15 protein-coding genes are annotated in these 15,258 nt (G+C 74.4%); 5 read left to right on the top strand and 10 right to left on the bottom strand.

Features of this window, described 5'->3' with window-relative positions; all coding sequences use genetic code 11:
• Positions 1-320: 320 nt before the first annotated feature.
• Positions 321-1,721, bottom strand: a complete 1,401-nt coding sequence (locus AB0J69_RS30055; protein ID WP_364123770.1) for a hypothetical protein — start codon at positions 1,719-1,721, stop codon at positions 321-323.
• Positions 1,722-1,854: 133 nt separating this feature from the next.
• Between AB0J69_RS30055 and AB0J69_RS30050 the strand changes: the two genes are divergently transcribed.
• Positions 1,855-3,531: a hypothetical protein gene (locus AB0J69_RS30050; protein WP_364123768.1), complete on the top strand. Its 1,677-nt coding sequence runs from the start codon at positions 1,855-1,857 to the stop codon at positions 3,529-3,531.
• A 43-nt stretch (positions 3,532-3,574) separates the two neighbouring features.
• On the opposite strand, the gene egtE is transcribed toward AB0J69_RS30050, so the two are convergent.
• From egtE to egtA, 5 genes are read right to left on the bottom strand one after another with little or no spacing between them, the layout of a single operon-like run.
• Entirely contained in the window at positions 3,575-4,945 is a 1,371-nt protein-coding gene (gene egtE / locus AB0J69_RS30045; RefSeq protein ID WP_364123766.1) for an ergothioneine biosynthesis PLP-dependent enzyme EgtE, read from the bottom strand.
• Entirely contained in the window at positions 4,942-5,922 is a 981-nt protein-coding gene (gene egtD / locus AB0J69_RS30040) for an L-histidine N(alpha)-methyltransferase (RefSeq protein WP_364123764.1), read from the bottom strand. Before egtD ends, egtE begins: the two co-directional genes overlap by 4 nt.
• A 19-nt stretch (positions 5,923-5,941) precedes the next feature.
• Positions 5,942-6,649, bottom strand: a complete 708-nt coding sequence (gene egtC, locus AB0J69_RS30035; protein WP_364123762.1) for an ergothioneine biosynthesis protein EgtC — start codon at positions 6,647-6,649, stop codon at positions 5,942-5,944.
• 1 nt (position 6,650) lies between these two features.
• Positions 6,651-7,943 (bottom strand): ergothioneine biosynthesis protein EgtB, encoded by a 1,293-nt coding sequence (egtB, locus tag AB0J69_RS30030; protein ID WP_364123760.1) that lies wholly within the window; start codon positions 7,941-7,943, stop codon positions 6,651-6,653.
• Entirely contained in the window at positions 7,940-9,175 is a 1,236-nt protein-coding gene (egtA, locus tag AB0J69_RS30025) for an ergothioneine biosynthesis glutamate--cysteine ligase EgtA (protein WP_364123758.1), read from the bottom strand. The genes egtB and egtA overlap by 4 nt, the downstream gene beginning before the upstream one ends.
• Positions 9,176-9,279: 104 nt before the next feature.
• On the opposite strand from egtA, the gene AB0J69_RS30020 reads away from it, so the two are divergent.
• Positions 9,280-9,513, top strand: coding sequence for a zf-HC2 domain-containing protein (locus tag AB0J69_RS30020; protein WP_364123756.1), 234 nt, complete (start codon positions 9,280-9,282; stop codon positions 9,511-9,513).
• 6 nt (positions 9,514-9,519) lie between these two features.
• Here the strand turns inward: AB0J69_RS30020 and AB0J69_RS30015 are convergent, their stop codons facing one another.
• Positions 9,520-9,759: a zf-HC2 domain-containing protein gene (locus AB0J69_RS30015; protein WP_364123754.1), complete on the bottom strand. Its 240-nt coding sequence runs from the start codon at positions 9,757-9,759 to the stop codon at positions 9,520-9,522.
• A 90-nt stretch (positions 9,760-9,849) separates the two neighbouring features.
• Complete coding sequence (locus AB0J69_RS30010) at positions 9,850-10,461, bottom strand: sigma-70 family RNA polymerase sigma factor (RefSeq protein WP_364123752.1); 612 nt, start codon at positions 10,459-10,461, stop codon at positions 9,850-9,852.
• Positions 10,462-10,677: 216 nt separating this feature from the next.
• Between AB0J69_RS30010 and AB0J69_RS30005 the strand changes: the two genes are divergently transcribed.
• On the top strand, positions 10,678-11,355 hold the full coding sequence (locus AB0J69_RS30005; RefSeq protein ID WP_364123750.1) for an NUDIX domain-containing protein: 678 nt from the start codon (positions 10,678-10,680) through the stop codon (positions 11,353-11,355).
• A gap of 167 nt (positions 11,356-11,522) precedes the next feature.
• Here the strand turns inward: AB0J69_RS30005 and AB0J69_RS30000 are convergent, their stop codons facing one another.
• Together AB0J69_RS30000 and AB0J69_RS29995 are read right to left on the bottom strand one after the other, a co-directional pair.
• On the bottom strand, positions 11,523-12,569 hold the full coding sequence (locus tag AB0J69_RS30000) for a TerC/Alx family metal homeostasis membrane protein (protein ID WP_364123748.1): 1,047 nt from the start codon (positions 12,567-12,569) through the stop codon (positions 11,523-11,525).
• 171 nt (positions 12,570-12,740) lie between these two features.
• Positions 12,741-13,574, bottom strand: coding sequence for a TIGR02452 family protein (locus AB0J69_RS29995; RefSeq protein ID WP_364123746.1), 834 nt, complete (start codon positions 13,572-13,574; stop codon positions 12,741-12,743).
• 173 nt (positions 13,575-13,747) lie between these two features.
• Here AB0J69_RS29995 and AB0J69_RS29990 point away from each other — a divergent pair, with 173 nt between their 5' ends.
• Positions 13,748-15,058: a cytochrome P450 gene (locus AB0J69_RS29990; RefSeq protein WP_364123744.1), complete on the top strand. Its 1,311-nt coding sequence runs from the start codon at positions 13,748-13,750 to the stop codon at positions 15,056-15,058.
• Positions 15,055-15,246, top strand: a complete 192-nt coding sequence (locus tag AB0J69_RS29985) for a ferredoxin (protein WP_364123742.1) — start codon at positions 15,055-15,057, stop codon at positions 15,244-15,246. Before AB0J69_RS29990 ends, AB0J69_RS29985 begins: the two co-directional genes overlap by 4 nt.
• Positions 15,247-15,258 lie beyond the last annotated feature (12 nt).

The following is a 15,258-nucleotide window of genomic DNA, read 5'->3' as shown; positions in this document are numbered from 1 at the left end:
CCACCGCTATGTCGCCCTCGCCAGCGGCTCCTGGCCGCTCGGAGGGCACCTGCGGCACCGTGCGCAGGGCCTCGGGTGCGGGCGCGCAGGCGCGTCAGACCCGAAAGGCATCGGGAGCGCGGGGGTGAGGCGCGGGGGCGGGGTGCGGGGCACACGGGGTACGTGAGGACGGGGGCGGGGTGCGGGGCACACGGGGCATGCGGGACCTGCGGGACCTGCGGGACCTGCGGGGAGCCAGACCCGCGCGGGGCCAGACCAGCGGGGGCGCGGGACCCGCACGGACCAGCGGGCGGCGCGGAGGGCGCGGGGCGCCAGGGTGCTCATCGGCCAGGGCGGGTGCCTGGTCGTGGGGAGCGCCGGCCCGGTCTGGTCGGTGGAAGCGGGTGGCCGGCCATGGCGCTGTCGGCCTCGGCGACGAGCGGGCAGGCGCGGTGGCGTTGCCAGCCGTCCCGGAGGCGGCGGACCTCGTCGCGCACCCGGGCCGAGGCGATCAGCCGTACGTCGTCGCTGAGGCCGAGGGCGGTGGCGGCGGCCTGCTCCGGGTCGCCGGCCCGCAGGTACGCGTGCGCCGCCCGCAGGCCGATCAGGGCACGGGTGCGCAGCTCGACGGGGCGGCGGGCGTTCATGGAGGCGGTGAAGTGGCGGGCGGCGGTGGCGTGGTCGCCGAGCTGGGTGAGGGTCAGGCCGATCTGGTGCTCCAGGGATTCGCGCCGGTAGTTGCCCGTCCACTCCGTCTCCGGCGGGGAGTCGGCCCGTTCGAGCTGGGTCTCGGTGCTGCGGAGGAGGTTCAGGGCGTCCCAGCGGGTGCCGGCCGCCGCGTGCGCCTCGGCGCGCATGCCGGTAATCCAGGCCAGCGTGCGGCGGGGGCCGTGCCCGCCGAGGGCGGAGGCGGCGGCGTCGGCCAGCGCCAGCGCCTCGCCGTCGTGCCCGAGCTCGGCGGCCTGCACGGCCATGCTGCGTAACGCCGTCGCCCGCAGCACCAGGTCGCCGGCCTCGTCCGCGAGCCGTACGGTGCTGATGTAGTAGCGCTGGGCGAGCGCGTTCGCGCCCGCGTCCATGGCCATGTAGGCGGCCAGGTAGCTCAGCTCGGCCGCGGCGGTGAACAGGTCGGGGCGGGTACGGCCGGTCGCCTCGTGCAGCAGGGGCGTGACCTCGCGCGACAGGTACGCGGCGACCGCGACGCGGGCGTGGCCGCCGCCGTACTGGTCGTCCAGGTCGGCGAAGCTGGCGGTGGCGGCGCGGATACGGGCCACATCGCCCGCGCCCAGCCTGCCGGCGGAGCCCGGGGTCCGGACGGCGGCTCGGTGGCCGGACAGTCCGGAGAGCGCCGCCAGCGTGAACGTGCCGGCGGTCAGTACGGTACGGCGGTTGAGCAGGTCGTCCTCCCCCAGCGTGGCCAGGCGGGCGACCGGGTCGCCGCGCCACGGGTCGTCGACGGGCGGCGCCGTTCCGGGATCCGGCCAGCCGAGATGCGTCGGGGAGAGCTCCGGCCGGGCGAGGCGGCGCCGGAACGCCTCCACGGCGGCGCGGATCGCCTCGGGCCTGGGAACGGTGCCGGTCAGCCAGTGCCCCACCGCCGAGCGGTCATAGTGGATCCGCTCCCCAGTCTCGGCGGCGACGGCGTTGACGTGCTGCGCGGTGGCGGCGTGCGTCCAGCCGGCCTCCTCGATCAGCGCGGCGAGGGCCCCGTTGACGACGGGGCGGGTACGCCGTGGCGGCATCGCAGCTTCACATCGCTTCACATCGCGGTGCTCTCGACGATCCGCCGTACTCAGCGCACCGTCAATAGTGCGGACCGTGATGCCCACGGCATCAGCGGTCTCCCGGACCGGCCGATACGAGGATGGTGCACGAGTGAGCGGTCCCGCGGACAGCGGCCCCTGGCGCATGAGCCGCGACAGCGGCCCCGAACGCATGAGCTGCGACAACGGCCCCGGGCACGCCAACAGCGACCCCGAGCCCGGCCACCCGGCCCAGGACGACGGGCCTCGGGGGCGCGTGAACAGCACGCCCGAGCCCGGCCACCCGAGCCGGGACGACGAGCCTTGGCGCGTGAACCGCGACGGCGGGCAGTCCGGGATGGAGGCCGGGGCGCCGGCCGAGGTGGCGCAGGCCGAGTTGCTGGCCGCGCTGGCGGGCCGGCCGCTGGTCGCCGTCGGCCGGTTCAGCACCGCCCTGCGGACCGGCTACACCGGCCCGGCCCCCATCGAGGCCCTGCGTCCCGCCCTGAGCATCGGCTGCTACTCGGCGTGGGACCCCGCCCTGCCGGGCATGGTCGTCGCCGCCGAGGACCGCACCCGCGTACGCTCGGTGGCCGAACGGCAGGGCTGGCTCCGCCGCGTACGCCACGACGCCGCCCGCCACCTGGTCAAGCTCGACCGCCCGCCGGTCATCTCCGCCTGGTACGCCGGCACCCAGCTGCACGAGCTGGCCGGCCCCGGCGGCACCGTCGCGGCGATCGACGCCGGCGTACGGGCCACGATCGAGGCCAGGCACCTCTTCGACGACCTGCTGCGCGCGGCCGGCGTGCCCGCCGTGGCGCGGATCCGCTGCGTGCCGGCCGAGCGGCTGCCGAGCCTGGCGGAGCTGCGGCGCGCGGTGGGCACGGAGCGGGTCGTGGTGCAAGCGGGGGCGGGGTCCGGCGGGCACGGCACCGTGGTCGTGTCGGGTGAGGAGGACATGGCGCGGGCGGCGCGGCTGCTGGGGCCGTACCGGGTGGCGGCGTACGTGGACGGCTGGCCCTGCGCCGTCACCGTCCTCAGCGTCCCGGACGGCGCCGGCGGGGTGAGCGTGTACGTGGACCGGCCGTCGCACACGGCTGCCGGCGTCGCCGAGCTGGGCGCCGGCCCGCTGTCCTGCGCCGGCCACGACTGGTCCCGCCCCTGGCCGGTCCCGGCCGCCGCGCTGCTCATCGAGTGCGCGGAACGCATCGCGGTCTGGGGCTGGCGCCGCTACGGCGTGGCGGGGCTGTTCAGCCTGAACGCCCTGCTCACGCCGGGCGAGCGGGTCTATCTGTCGGCCATCAAGTGGCGGCACGACGCGAGCACCGAGGTCTCGGCGGTCAACCAGCAGGTGATCGGCGTGCCCCCGTTCGTCCTGGCCCACCTGGCCGTGATGCTGGGCGGCCCGGTGAGCTGGCTGGCGGACGCGCAGGAGTTCAACCAGCTCAGCCTGCTCCGTGCCACCCAGCGCGGCGGGCCGTTCTCGATCAGGGTCCGCCTGAGCCGTGAGTCGCCGGTACGGGTGGCGACCGGCCAGGGCTCGGGCGTGTACCGGCTCGACCGCGCCGACCGCCCGCGCTGGGTCCGGCGCGCCGCCCACCCGTCGCATGCCCGCGCCGACCAGGGAGAGTTCCTGCTCGCCGACCTGCCCGCGCCGGACGTCGTCTGCCACCCGGGCGCCGACCTCGCCACCATCGAGGGCGTCACGGAGGGCGTCACCCAGCCCTTCCACGGCCCCGCCAGCGCCTCCCCCTTCACCCGCCGCATCGCCGCCGCCCTCGACCAGCTCCTCGTCCCCCACAACCCCTGACAACCCCCACGCGCCCGCCGGCCGAGGGCAGGGGGCATGCGGGTCAGGGGGTGGACAGGATGTGGGTGAGGGCCTGCAGCGTGTCCACGGGAGTGCCTGGGGGCGGGGAGACGCGGAGGACGGGTTCGCGCAGGTCGAGCGGTGCTCTGGCCGTCGGTACGACGCTGACGAGCAGGGACGCCTCGGCCGCCCGGGCGGCGGCGCGCTCGGCCGTGTCGCCTGACGGGGGTATGAGCGTCACCAGGGCCGACGGCTCGTCGAGCGGCTCGGCCACGCGCCAGCCGCCCGCCCCGTCGAGCAGCTCGCGGGCCGTGCGTCCGAGCTCGGCCAGGTGCGCGTGGACGGCCGCTGGGCCGAGCGCGTGGTGCTCCAGGACCGCCACGCCGAGCCCGGCCCGAGCCGCGACGGCCGCTTCCGAGCTCTCGTAACGCGCCGCCCCGGGCACCGGCACCGGCTCCCCGCCCTCCCACGGCGCCTCGCCGCCTCCGCGCGCCCGCGCCCCGTCGTCCCGTGACAGGCCGCAGGCCCCCGGCGCGACGTCCCCCCACGACCCCTCGCCGCCTCCGGACGCCCGCACCCCGCCGTCCCGTGACAGGCCGCAGGCCCCCGGCGCGAGGCCCTCCCACGGCGGGTCGGGCCACACGTGGCCGCCGAGCGTAGGGGCCGGGGCGTCCATGGCGGGGGTCAGGCCGGGGGCGATCAGGAAGCCGACGCCGCGCGGGCCGGCCAGCCACTTGCGCGACGTCCCCACGTACGCGCCGGCCCCCGTCCCCCGCACCTCCACGTGCCCCAGCGACTGGCAGACGTCCAGCACGAACGGCACGCCCGCGCGGCGGCACAGCGCCCCGATCTCGACCGCCGGCTGCACCACCCCGCGATGGGAGCCGATGTGGGAGACGACCACCAGGTCCAGGCCCGCCGACAGCCGGGCGCGCAGCCCGTCGGGGTCGATGCGCGTGTCGCCGTCCACCGGCAGCTCGACCAGGTGCCAGCCGTGCCGGGCGGCCAGGCGGCGCAGGAGCATGAGCGTGCTGCCGTACTCGGTGCGCGTGCAGCCCACGCGGGCGCCGGCACCGAGCCGCCAGCCGCCCAGCAGCGCCGCCATCGCCGCCGTCCCGCTCTCCAGGAAGGCCACGTCACCCGGCCTGGCCCCGACCAGCGCGGCCAGGGCCTCCCGGGAGGTGGCGAGATCGGGGACCGCTCCGTAACCGCCGAGCTCGCGCTCCAGCCGCAGGTGCGCCACGACCGCGTCGAGCACCCGGTCGCTGGGCACGTTGCAGCCGGCCGCGTCCAGGTGGCCGGGCGGTGCCACGCTCCTGGCCGCCCGCCACGCCTCCCCCACCCCTGCTCCCGCCCCCGGCGCGGGACCGGGGGCGTCGAAAGGCCGGGGAGCGCGGATGGGGTCGAGGGTCACGCTTCGGCCAGGATCAGGGTGAAGTCGCCGGCCGGGTCGGTGTAGCGGCGCCGTACGTGGAAGCCGGCCGCCTCCAGCTCCTCCCGCAGCCCCTCCGGCCGGAACTTGGCGCTGATCTCCGTACGCATCTCCTCCCCCGCCGCGAACTCCACCTCAAGCCCGAGCCCGCCGACCCGCACCCGCATGGCCCGGGTCGCCCGCAGCCGCATCTCGATCCAGTCCTGCTCCGGGTCGTACACCGCCACGTGCGCGAACGCCTCGGGGTCGAAGTCCGCGTCCAGCTCCCGGTTGATCACCCGCAGCACGTTCCGGTTGAACTCGGCCGTCACCCCCGCCGCGTCGTCGTAGGCCGCCACCAGCCGTCCCGTGTCCTTCACCAGGTCGGCCCCCAGCAGGAACGTGTCCCCCGGCCGCAGCGTGGCCCGCAGATCGTTCAGGAAGGCCGCGCGGGCGACCGGTTCGAGGTTGCCGATCGTGCCGCCGAGGAAGGCCACCATCCGCCGCCCGGTGCGGGGCAGCAGCGCGAGGTGCCGTTCGAAGTCGGCGCACACCCCGAGTACGGCCAGCCCGGGATAGCGCCCGGCCAGCCGCCGCGCCGCCGCCTCCAGGGTGACCGCGTCCACGTCCACCGGCGTGTAGCCGCGCAGCGTGCCCGCCGCCGACAGCGCGTCCAGCAGCAGGACGGTCTTCTCGCTGGTGCCCGAACCCAGCTCGACCAGCGTGTCCGCGCCGGCGACCGCCGCCACGTCCTTGGCCCGCGCCCGCAGGATGGCCAGCTCGCGGCGGGTCGGGTAGTACTCGGGCAACCGGGTGATCCGGGAGAACAGCTCGCTGCCGGCGGCGTCGTAGAACCACTTGGGCGGCAGCCACTTGGGGGACGACGTCAGGCCGTTCCGCACGTCCTTCTCCAGGGCCTGGCGCAGGTAGTCGCGGTCGAGGTGGTTGATCACATGCACGGTGGACTGGCTGACGGGCACGAAGCCTCCTGGAGTGAGATCACAACGGCTGGACGCGTACGTCGTCGCGGGTGACGGTCAGCAGGCTGCGCTCGGGTACGGCCTGCCAGCCCGGCAGGTCGTCGAGCGGCTCGCTGGCCACCAGCACGCCGTCGTGGGTTCGATGGTGGAACAGGGTGTCGCCCCAGACGGTCGCGGCGATGGACGCGCCGTCGCAGGCGAGCAGGTTCAGGCGGGCGGCGGGGTCCTTCTCCCCGGCCCGTACGACGACCTCGGCCAGCGCCTCGCCCAGCCCGGCCCCGGCGCGCCCGCGCTGGAAGACGGCCGCCGCGACCCAGGCGGCGTCGCAGGTGCTCTCGGCGCCGTCGGCGAGATCCTTGACCGCGTCCCTGGCGACGCGGCCGTTGTGGCTGATCAGCCAGGTCCGGTCGGCGAACGGCGCGGTGGCGCTCTCCTCGACCGGCATGCCCACGGTGGCCGAGCGCACGGCCGCCAGCAGGCAGGTCGAGCGGGCCACCTCGGCGAGGGCGGGCAGGTTGGCGTCGGTCCAGATGGGCACGGCACGGCGATAGCGCACCGGCTCGGCGCGGCGGGGGTCGTACCAGCCCATGCCGTACCCGTCGACGTTCATCAGGCCGGCCCGCTGGCGGCGGGGGGCGTACGACTGCTTGAGCAGCCCGTGCTCGGGCTCGTGGATCAGCGAGGTGAGCGGGCGGGCGGCGCCCAGCCAGGCGGCGTGCCTGCACACCTCAGACCAGCTCCGACCGGGCGCAGCGGAAGCCGGTGAAGATCTGCCGCCGGATCGGGTAGTCCCAGTTCCTGAACGTGGTCCGCACCGCCGCCGGGTCGGCCGCCCACGAGCCGCCGCGCAGCACGCGGTATTCCTCGCCGAAGAACACCTCGCTGTACTCCTTGTACGGGAAGCTGCGGAAACCCGGGTAACCGCGGAACCAGGAGCCGGTCCACTCCCACACGTCCCCCACCATCTGCTCGGCGCCGTAGGCGGAGGCCCCGGCCGGGTACGCGCCCAGCGGCGCCGGATGCGCGGCGCGGTGGCCGAGGTTCGCCAGGGAGGGCCCCGGGTCGGCCTCGCCCCAGGGGTACCGGCGCGAGCGCCGCTCCCGCGGGTCCCAGCCGCACGCCTTCTCCCACTCGGCCTCGGTGGGCAGCCGCTTGCCGGCCCACCTGGCGTAGGCGTCGGCCTCGTACCAGGACACGTGCTGGACGGGCTCGTCCATCGGGACCGGCTCCGTGCGGCCGAAGCGGTTGCGCCACCAGGAGCCGCCGTCCCTGGTCCAGAACAGCGGGCCGGTGGCGCCGCTGCGCTGCCGCCACTGCCAGCCCTCCGGGGTCCACCAGCGCGGGTCGTCGTACCCGCCGTCCTCGATGAAGGCCGCGTACGCGGCGTTGCCGACGGGGAGCCGGTCGATCCAGTAGCCGGGCAGGTCCACCCAGGTGGCCGGCCGCTCGTTGTCATAGGCCCACGGCAGCGTGTCGGTGCCCATGAGGAAGGGGCCGGCCGGGACGTGCACCTCCTCGGGGCCACCGGGGCGGCCGGGCGGCAGGTCGCCGTCGCGTACGAGGCCGGGCTGCCCCGAGAGCTGGAGGGTGGCGAGCATGGTCTCGTCGTGCTGGTGCTCGTGCTGGATCACCAGGCCGAACACGAAGCCGTCGCGGTGCAGCGGGGAGGGGGCCTCCAGGTCGACGGCGTCGAGCACGTCGAGCACCCGCCCGCGCACGCCCTCGATGTAGCGGCGGGCCTCGGCCGGGCCCAGGAAGGGCAGGCTGGGGCGGTCCTTGCGCGGGGTCTTGAACGCGTCGTAGATGTCGTCGATCTCGGGGCGCAGCGGCGTGATGCCCCCGGCCTCGCGCAGCACCCAGAGCTCCTCGTAGTTGCCCACGTGCGCCAGGTCCCACACCAGGGGTGACATCAGCGGCGAGTGCTGGCGTACGAGAAGGTCGTCGTCCGCCTCCGTGTAGGCGAGCGACCGGTCGCGCACCGCGATGAGCTCCTTGGCGATGCGTTCCTTGAAGTCGTTCATAGCAGTCCTTCGTCGAGCCAGGCCGGGGCCGCACGCCCCGGCGTCGGGTCCATCAGGTCGGCCGCCGGCGAGCGGCCCGTCGTCACGTGCCGGTCGGCGAACGCGGCCACCTCGCCGACCAGGCCGGGGCCGGCGCCGAGGCGGGGCAGCGCCTCCAGCGCCGCGCGGAAGGCCACCTCGGCGGTCCGGCGCAGGCGGGGATCGGCCAGACCACAGCGCGCCGCGCTGCCCCAGAGATCCGGGTACGCCCCCTGGTACGGCTCCACGGCGGCCATCGCGGCGTCGGCGGCCCGGTCGTCGGCGACGAGGGCGTGGGTCACGGCCACGCAGACCGGCCAGGCCGCCGGTTGCTGCGCGTCGAGGTAGCGGATCTCCAGCCAGCCGCGGGGGCGGACCGGGGGGAAGACGGTGGTGGCGTGGTAGGCCAGGTCCTCGGCGGTGGGGCGGCGGCCCCCGGCCCCGTCCAGCCAGTCGCGGAACGTCGAGCCGTCGTGGACGGGGCGGTAGCTCTCGTCGTCCTCGCGTACCAGCATGAGGCGGGCGTCCAGCAGGTACTCGGCCCAGTCCGCGGCGGGGTCGCCCGTGGCGGGCACGGGCGAGGTCCTGGTGGGGTCGAGGTTGTCCCAGACGGCCTGGCGGCCCGACATCCAGCCGCACGGCCGGCCGCCGCTCAGCGGCGAGTTGGCGAAGGCCGCCAGCAGCACGGGACCGAGCGCGTGGGCGCGTTCCCACCGGGTCGCGGGGTGCTCGCCGAAGTCCAGGTTGACCTGGATGGACGCGGTCGAGCACATCATGAGCGCCCCGTACGGCACGCCGAGGTATTCGGCCATCGCCTCGTACCGGGGCAGGGTCAGCTGGCGGCGGGCCGCGCGTACGGGATCGAGGCCCACCCCGGCCAGCACCAGGCCGGCCGCCCGCAGCGCGTCGCGCACGGCGGCCACGTCGGCGGCCAGGCGGGCCACCGTGCCGGGCAGCGGGCCGGCCGGTCCGGACAGTTCGAGCTGGCCGCCCGGCTCGAACGTCACCCGGCTCCCGCCCGGCAGCTCCGCGGGCAGCGCCCGCTCGGCCCGGGCCAGCGGGACGTGCCTGGCGGCCTCCGTACGGTCGAAGACCAGGAACTCCAGCTCGACCCCCACCTGGTCAGTGGGGGCGGGACGGAAGCAGCGGCGCGCGAAGTCCGCCACCTCCGAGGCGTCCCGCAGCGGTGCGCTCTCGGCCGTGACCCCGATCATCGTCTCCCCCTCGCCGCAGACTCCGGAGCTATAGATCCGCGAGGGGCGCGATCGTTACAGACGAATTTCGTGTAACGGATGGGGTGTGCCGGGCACTAGTTCACATGGAGCTGCGACCAATGGGCTGCGACGAGGTGCTGACGCTGCTCACGGACTTTCTGGAGGAGGCGCTCCCGGCCGACCGGCATCGGGTCGTCGCGGACCATCTGGGCGCGTGCCCGGCCTGCTCGGGGTGGCTGGCGCAGGTCCTCGCCACGATCGCGGCCCTGAGGTGCCTGCGCGACGGCGTCGTCCCGCCGCCGGTGCTGGCCGCTCTGCACGAGAGCTTCGCCAGGTGAGGAGGCTCAGGACCGGTGGTGCTCGCGGAAGGCGGACATGAGCCGGTCGCGCACGTCCGCGGACAGTTTCTCCGGCGGCTGGTCGCCGAGGGCCGTGATGGTGGCCCGGAACTGCCCGAAGTAGCGCTCACACCCCTCGCAGCAGGACAGATGCGCCTGTACGCCGTCGCGTGACGGCTGGTCGAGGGCGTCTTCAAGGTAGGCGGTGAGGAGTTCCACCAGTTCGTCGCAGGTGAACCGCTTCACGACGTTGACCGCCCTTGTCTCTGGGATGAACCGTTTCACTTATTGTCGCCGCTGCGCGGACCGGATGGCGCGCCGCGGTTTTCGGACCCGCTATTCGGGCTGCTTGACGGAGTCGTAGTAGTCCGCCAGCCAGCCGCGTACAGCCGTGCGGGCACGATGCAGCAGGACCCGCTGGTTGGCCGCGGAGATCTCCAGGATCTCGCAGACCTCGTCGGAGGTGCAGCCCTCCACGTCGCGCAGGGTGATCACGATCCGCTGGCGGGGCGGCAGCCGGGCCAGGGCCTCGGCGATCAGCGCGCGCACCTCCGCGGCCAGCGCCTCGCCCTCGGGCGTCAGCCGGACCGCCGCGAGATCGCTCCACCCGCCCGGCGGCGGGCCACCGTCCTGCTCGACGGCGCTCCACGGCAGCGTGCGGCTCTCCCGCACGCCGCGCTTCTTCGCGGAGTTGACCAGGATGCGGTAGACCCACGTCTTGACCGAGGACCTGCCCTCGAAGCCGTCGATCCCGTCGATCACCGCCAGCCAGGTGTCCTGGACGACCTCCTCCGCGGAGTGGTCGGTGGACACGTAGGATCTCGCGACCCGCAACATGCCCCTGGACCAGGTGTCGAGCAGCGCCGCGAACATCGCCTCGTCGCCGGCGCGCAGGGCCGTGACGACGACGTCGTCCGAGGGCAGCCCGCCGCCCGCGAAAGACACCACGATCGCTTCCCCTCCGGTCGAACAATGGGATCTCGCCTCGGAGCCGAGCCGGAGCCCGGCGCCGCCCCACGTCGGGACGACACCGCTCAGGCTAATCTCCCCCTCTGACATTTCCCTGCCACGCCGGAGCGTAGCTATTCCTGTGCGTATTCTCAGGAGAGCGGTCCTGGCGGTTATCGGCGGGCCACGTCCCGGCGAACGGGTGAGGAGCATTCCATGCGGCGGCGGTCGGAAAGGCTGCTCTACGCGGCGAACGGGGTCGATCTCCGGGTCGCGGACGTCGAGCTGACCGGCGGTGGGCGCGTGGAGCAACCCTTCATCCGTACACCGAGAGCCGCCGGCGCGGTCGTGTTCCATGGCGGGCGGGTGCTGCTCCTGTGGCGGCACCGGCCGATCACCGACACGTGGGGGTGGGAGATCCCGCTCGGTGAGATCGGGCCGGGCGAGGAGCCGGAGGAGGCGGCGGCCCGGCACGTGGAGGAGCAGACGGGCTGGCGGGCGGGGCCGCTGCTGCCGCTGATCCGGATCCGGCCGGCCGGGGACGTCGCCGACTGCGAGCACCTCGTCTTCGCCGCCCACCATCCCGAGCCCACCCCCAGCCCCGCCCACCCCACGCCCTCCGCCTCCACGCCCTCCGGCCCCACGCCCTCCGACACCGCGTCCTCCGGCCCCGCCGCGCTCCTCGACCCCGGCGGGCCCGGCGCCGCCGATCCCGCCGGCCCCGCCGGCCGCGGCGTCCTCCCGGACGGGGAGGACGAGCGCGAGCGGGCGGAGTGGGTGCCGATGCTGCGCGTCCAGGGGCTGATCGAGGAGCAGGCCATCACCTCGGCCACCACGTCGGCGGCCCTGCTCCACGTCCTGGCCGACCTCCTCCAGGCCCGCGCCTCCCACTGACCGCGCCGCAGCCGCCCCGCACCCGCGGATTCCGCTTGTCCGCAGGCTCTCCACCTGCGGACCTCCCACCTCACGCCGCTCCTCCCTCGGCAGGGCCCGCGCCGAGGCGCGGCGGAAGGGAGAGCGCGGGCAAAGGCGCGGCGACGTGCGGAAGGCCGGGCCCGGCGCTAGTCCTTGGCCGGTTCCGGGACCGGTTCCGGGCGGCCCGCCCCGGCCGCGACCGCCCGGAGGCGGTCGCGCCGGTTGGCCATCAGGCTGGTGATCGTGACCGTGACCAGCACGAACACGATGACCCCGAGCGAGGCCAGGGTGGGGATCTCCGGGAGCTGCGGCCAGACGCCGTGTCCCCAGTGCAGGATCAGCTTGACCCCGATGAAGGCCAGGATGACGCTGAGCCCGTGGTTCAGGTGGCGCAGCTTGGTCAACACGCCCTGGAGCACGAAGTACAGCGCCCGCAGGCCCAGCAGGGCGAAGGCGTTGGTGGCGAAGACGAGGAACGGGTCCTCGGTGACGCCGTAGACGGCCGGTACGGAGTCCACGGCGAAGACGATGTCCGTGGCCAGGATCGCGACCGCCGCCAGCGCCAGCGGGGTGAGCGCCAGCCGGCCCTTCTCACGGACGAGCAGCCGGGAACCCCGGTAGTCCTCGGTGACCGGCATGAAGCGCCGTACCAGCCGGACCGTGCGCATGGACGAGATGTCCACCTCCTGCTCGCTCCCGGCCAGCACGTCCTTGAGGATCTTGCCGGCGGTGACGATCAGGATCGCCCCGAACAGCAGGAACGCCCACGTGCCGCTCTGCAGCGCGGCGGCGCCCAGCGCGATGAAGATCACGCGTAGCACCAGCGCCCCGACGATGCCGTACAGCAGCACCCGCCTGGCCAGCGCCGAGGGCACCGCGAACGCCGACAGCAGCAACATGAACACGAACAGGTTGTCGACCGACAGCGACTTCTCCACCACGAACCCGGTGAAGAACTCCACGGCCGTGCCGCCACCGAAGTCCAGCCACAGGTAGACCCCGAAGATCACCGGTAGCAGCAGGTAGAAGACCGACCAGCCCACCGCGTCCCGGATGCGCTCCTCGCGCTGGCGGCGGGTGAGCAGCAGGTCCAGTAACAGCAGCAGCACCAGAACCGCCACCGTGATGGACCAGAGAGCCGGAGAAGCGATGGTACGCAGCTCGACGGCATGCGAAAACGTCCCCGCGGACATGGGAAACCTCCCTCGAACGCACTTATCCCGTTCGAGGTCTCCTTCACCCATGCGGGCAGCCGTCCGGGGACGCGCGGGACGTCCGTACTGACCGGGCCGACTCTTGCGAAGTACTCCCCTCGCGCGTTCAGACTAGATGAAACCCGGACATGCCTCCACCCCGAGGCCGTGTCACGCGAAGCGGTCGGCGAAGGCTGCCCGGTTCGCGGACTCCGGTGTACGGTCCCACACCGCGAACACCACCTGGTCGAACACCGCCGCGTACGCGCCCGTGAGGTGCTCGTGGAAGGCTCCGGCCACCTCGCGCGGGTCGTTGCGGAACACCCCGCAGCCCCAGGCCCCGAGCACGAGCCGGCGCGCGCCGTGGTGGGCGGCCACGGCCAGCACGCGCCCGGCGCGCTCGCGCAGCGCCCGCAGGACGCTCCCGCCCCGGCCGGGGTCGCGGCGCAGCACCTGCCCGGCGTTGGGCGCCGGGGAGGTCAGGAACGACACCGGGTACGGCTCCCGCAACAGCCGCCCGTCGTCGCCCCGGTGCACGGGCACGTCGGGGGACCAGATGACGCGATGGCTGTAGAGCAGGTCGGTGGCGGCGCGGTGCGCGGCGTAGTAGTCGGGGGCCTGGAGGAGGCAGGGGTACAGCAGGCTGTGCCGGCACAGGTCCTCCTCCTGGGCCCTGGCCCCTCCGAGGTAGCCGCCGCCCGGGTTGCGGGCCGAGGCGAAGTTGAGCACCGCGACGCGCCCCTCCCCGCCCGGGTCGAGGTGCAGCCGCCGTGCGGCCTGAAGGCTGCCCTCGGCGGTCACCTCGAAGGACGTGCGCAGGCCGGGCCGCGGAGCGGGCGGGTCGAAGCGCGCGTCGGGCGCGTGGCTCACGGTGCCGTCGATCGCCGCCTTCAGCGCCGGTCCCACGACGACGAGATCGCCGTCGCCGGTCGTGTACTCGCCCGTGTCGACGATCTCCGCGTTGGCGTCCGCGATCTCGCGAAGTCTGCGCTGTCTTCTGTCCACGCGTCCGCATGCTAGGACGCGACCGGCTCCCGCGCCGAACGGTTTTCGCGATCTGCCGTCCGGCCGCCGCACGGGACGCGCGGGGACCTGCCGACATCCAACGGCGGCCCCCAGACGTATCGGATGAACGGGGACCCGGTCCACAACTCGACGTCAGAGACGGAGCTGCTGCGATGACCGTGGAGGACCGCTTCGGCCAAGGCCTTGAAGAGGAGCGCAGGAACCGGGTGCTCGGCACCGTCAGCGAGACCGTGACCGACCCGGTCTCGGACTGGGCGACCGACTTCTCCCACGCCGACCCCGTATGGGCCGCCGACCCCTATCCGATTCACGACGATCTGCGGCGGCGCTGCCCGATCGCGCGCACCGAGCGGTTCGGCGGTGCCTGGCTGCCCACGCGGTACGAGGACGTCGCCGCAATCGCGTACGACACCGAGCGCTTCTCCTCCCGGGCGATCATCATCAGCAACAACAAGCCCCCGCGCGAGCTGGCCCCGGAAGGCGACGCCCCGCCCATCACCTCCGACCCGCCCTTCCACCACGACGCCCGCAGGCTGCTGCTCCCGGCGTTCACGAAGTCGGCGGTGGCCGAGCGGGAGACGGCGACGCGGGCGTACTGCCACGAGCTGATCGACGCGCTGGAGGGGCAGGAGGTCGTGGACGCCGCCCGCGACTACGCCCAGCACATCCCGATGCGGGTGATCGCCGACATGCTCGGCCTCCCGCGCGAGGACGGCCCGCGGTTCCGCACGTTCGTCGAGAACGTCCTGGAGAGCGTCAGCCAGTCGCCCGAGGAGCGCGCCGGGCACTTCGACGAGCTGTCCGGCTACCTGGTCGCGCAGATCCACGACCACCTGGCCGACCCGCGCGACGACCTGACGACCTACCTCGTCGACGCCGAGCTCGACGGCCGCAAGCTCGACCCCGTGCACGTCGTGGGCACGATGATGCTGCTGCTCATCGCGGGCATCGACACGACGTGGAGCGCGATCGGCGCCTCGCTCTGGCACCTGGCCAGGACGCCGGCCGACCGGGAGCGGCTGGTGGCCGAGCCGGGGCTGCTGCCGACCGCGATGGAGGAGTTCCTGCGGGCCTATGCGCCGGTCACGATGGCGCGGCTGGTCAAGGAGGACATGCGGTGGAACGGCGTGGACATGAAGGCCGACGACTGGATCCTGCTGTCCTTCCCCGCCGCCAACCGTGACCCGGCCCAGTTCGAGCAGGCCGGCGAGGTGGTCATCGACCGGGAGGTGAACCGGCACGCGGCGTTCGGGCTGGGGATCCACCGGTGCCTGGGGTCGCACCTGGCGCGGATGGAGCTCCGGGTCGCGCTGGAGGTCTGGCTGGAACGCGTCCCCGCCTTCACCCTGGCGGACCCGGCGGCGGTGACCTGGTCCGCCGGCCAGGTACGCGGCCCGCGCACCCTCCCTCTCCGCATCCTCCGAGGCCCTGTCCACCCGCGAACCCGGAGCGACCGCCGGTGAAAGCACGCATCGATCCCCAACGCTGCCAGGGCCACGGCCGCTGCCACGACCTGGCCCCCGGCCTCTTCACCGAGGACGGCGAAGGCTACGGCCAGGTCATCGGCGACGGCACGGTGTCCCCGGACGAGGAGCGCCCGGCCCGCCTGGCACTGGCCAACTGCCCCGAACGCGCCATCGACCTCCTCTGACGCCGGGCGGGG

The organism is Nonomuraea sp. NPDC049709 (assembly GCF_040674815.1).
Taxonomy (GTDB): domain Bacteria; phylum Actinomycetota; class Actinomycetes; order Streptosporangiales; family Streptosporangiaceae; genus Nonomuraea.
The sequence above is the reverse complement of the archived record's forward strand: the minus strand, read 5'-3'. Positions and strand labels throughout refer to the sequence as shown.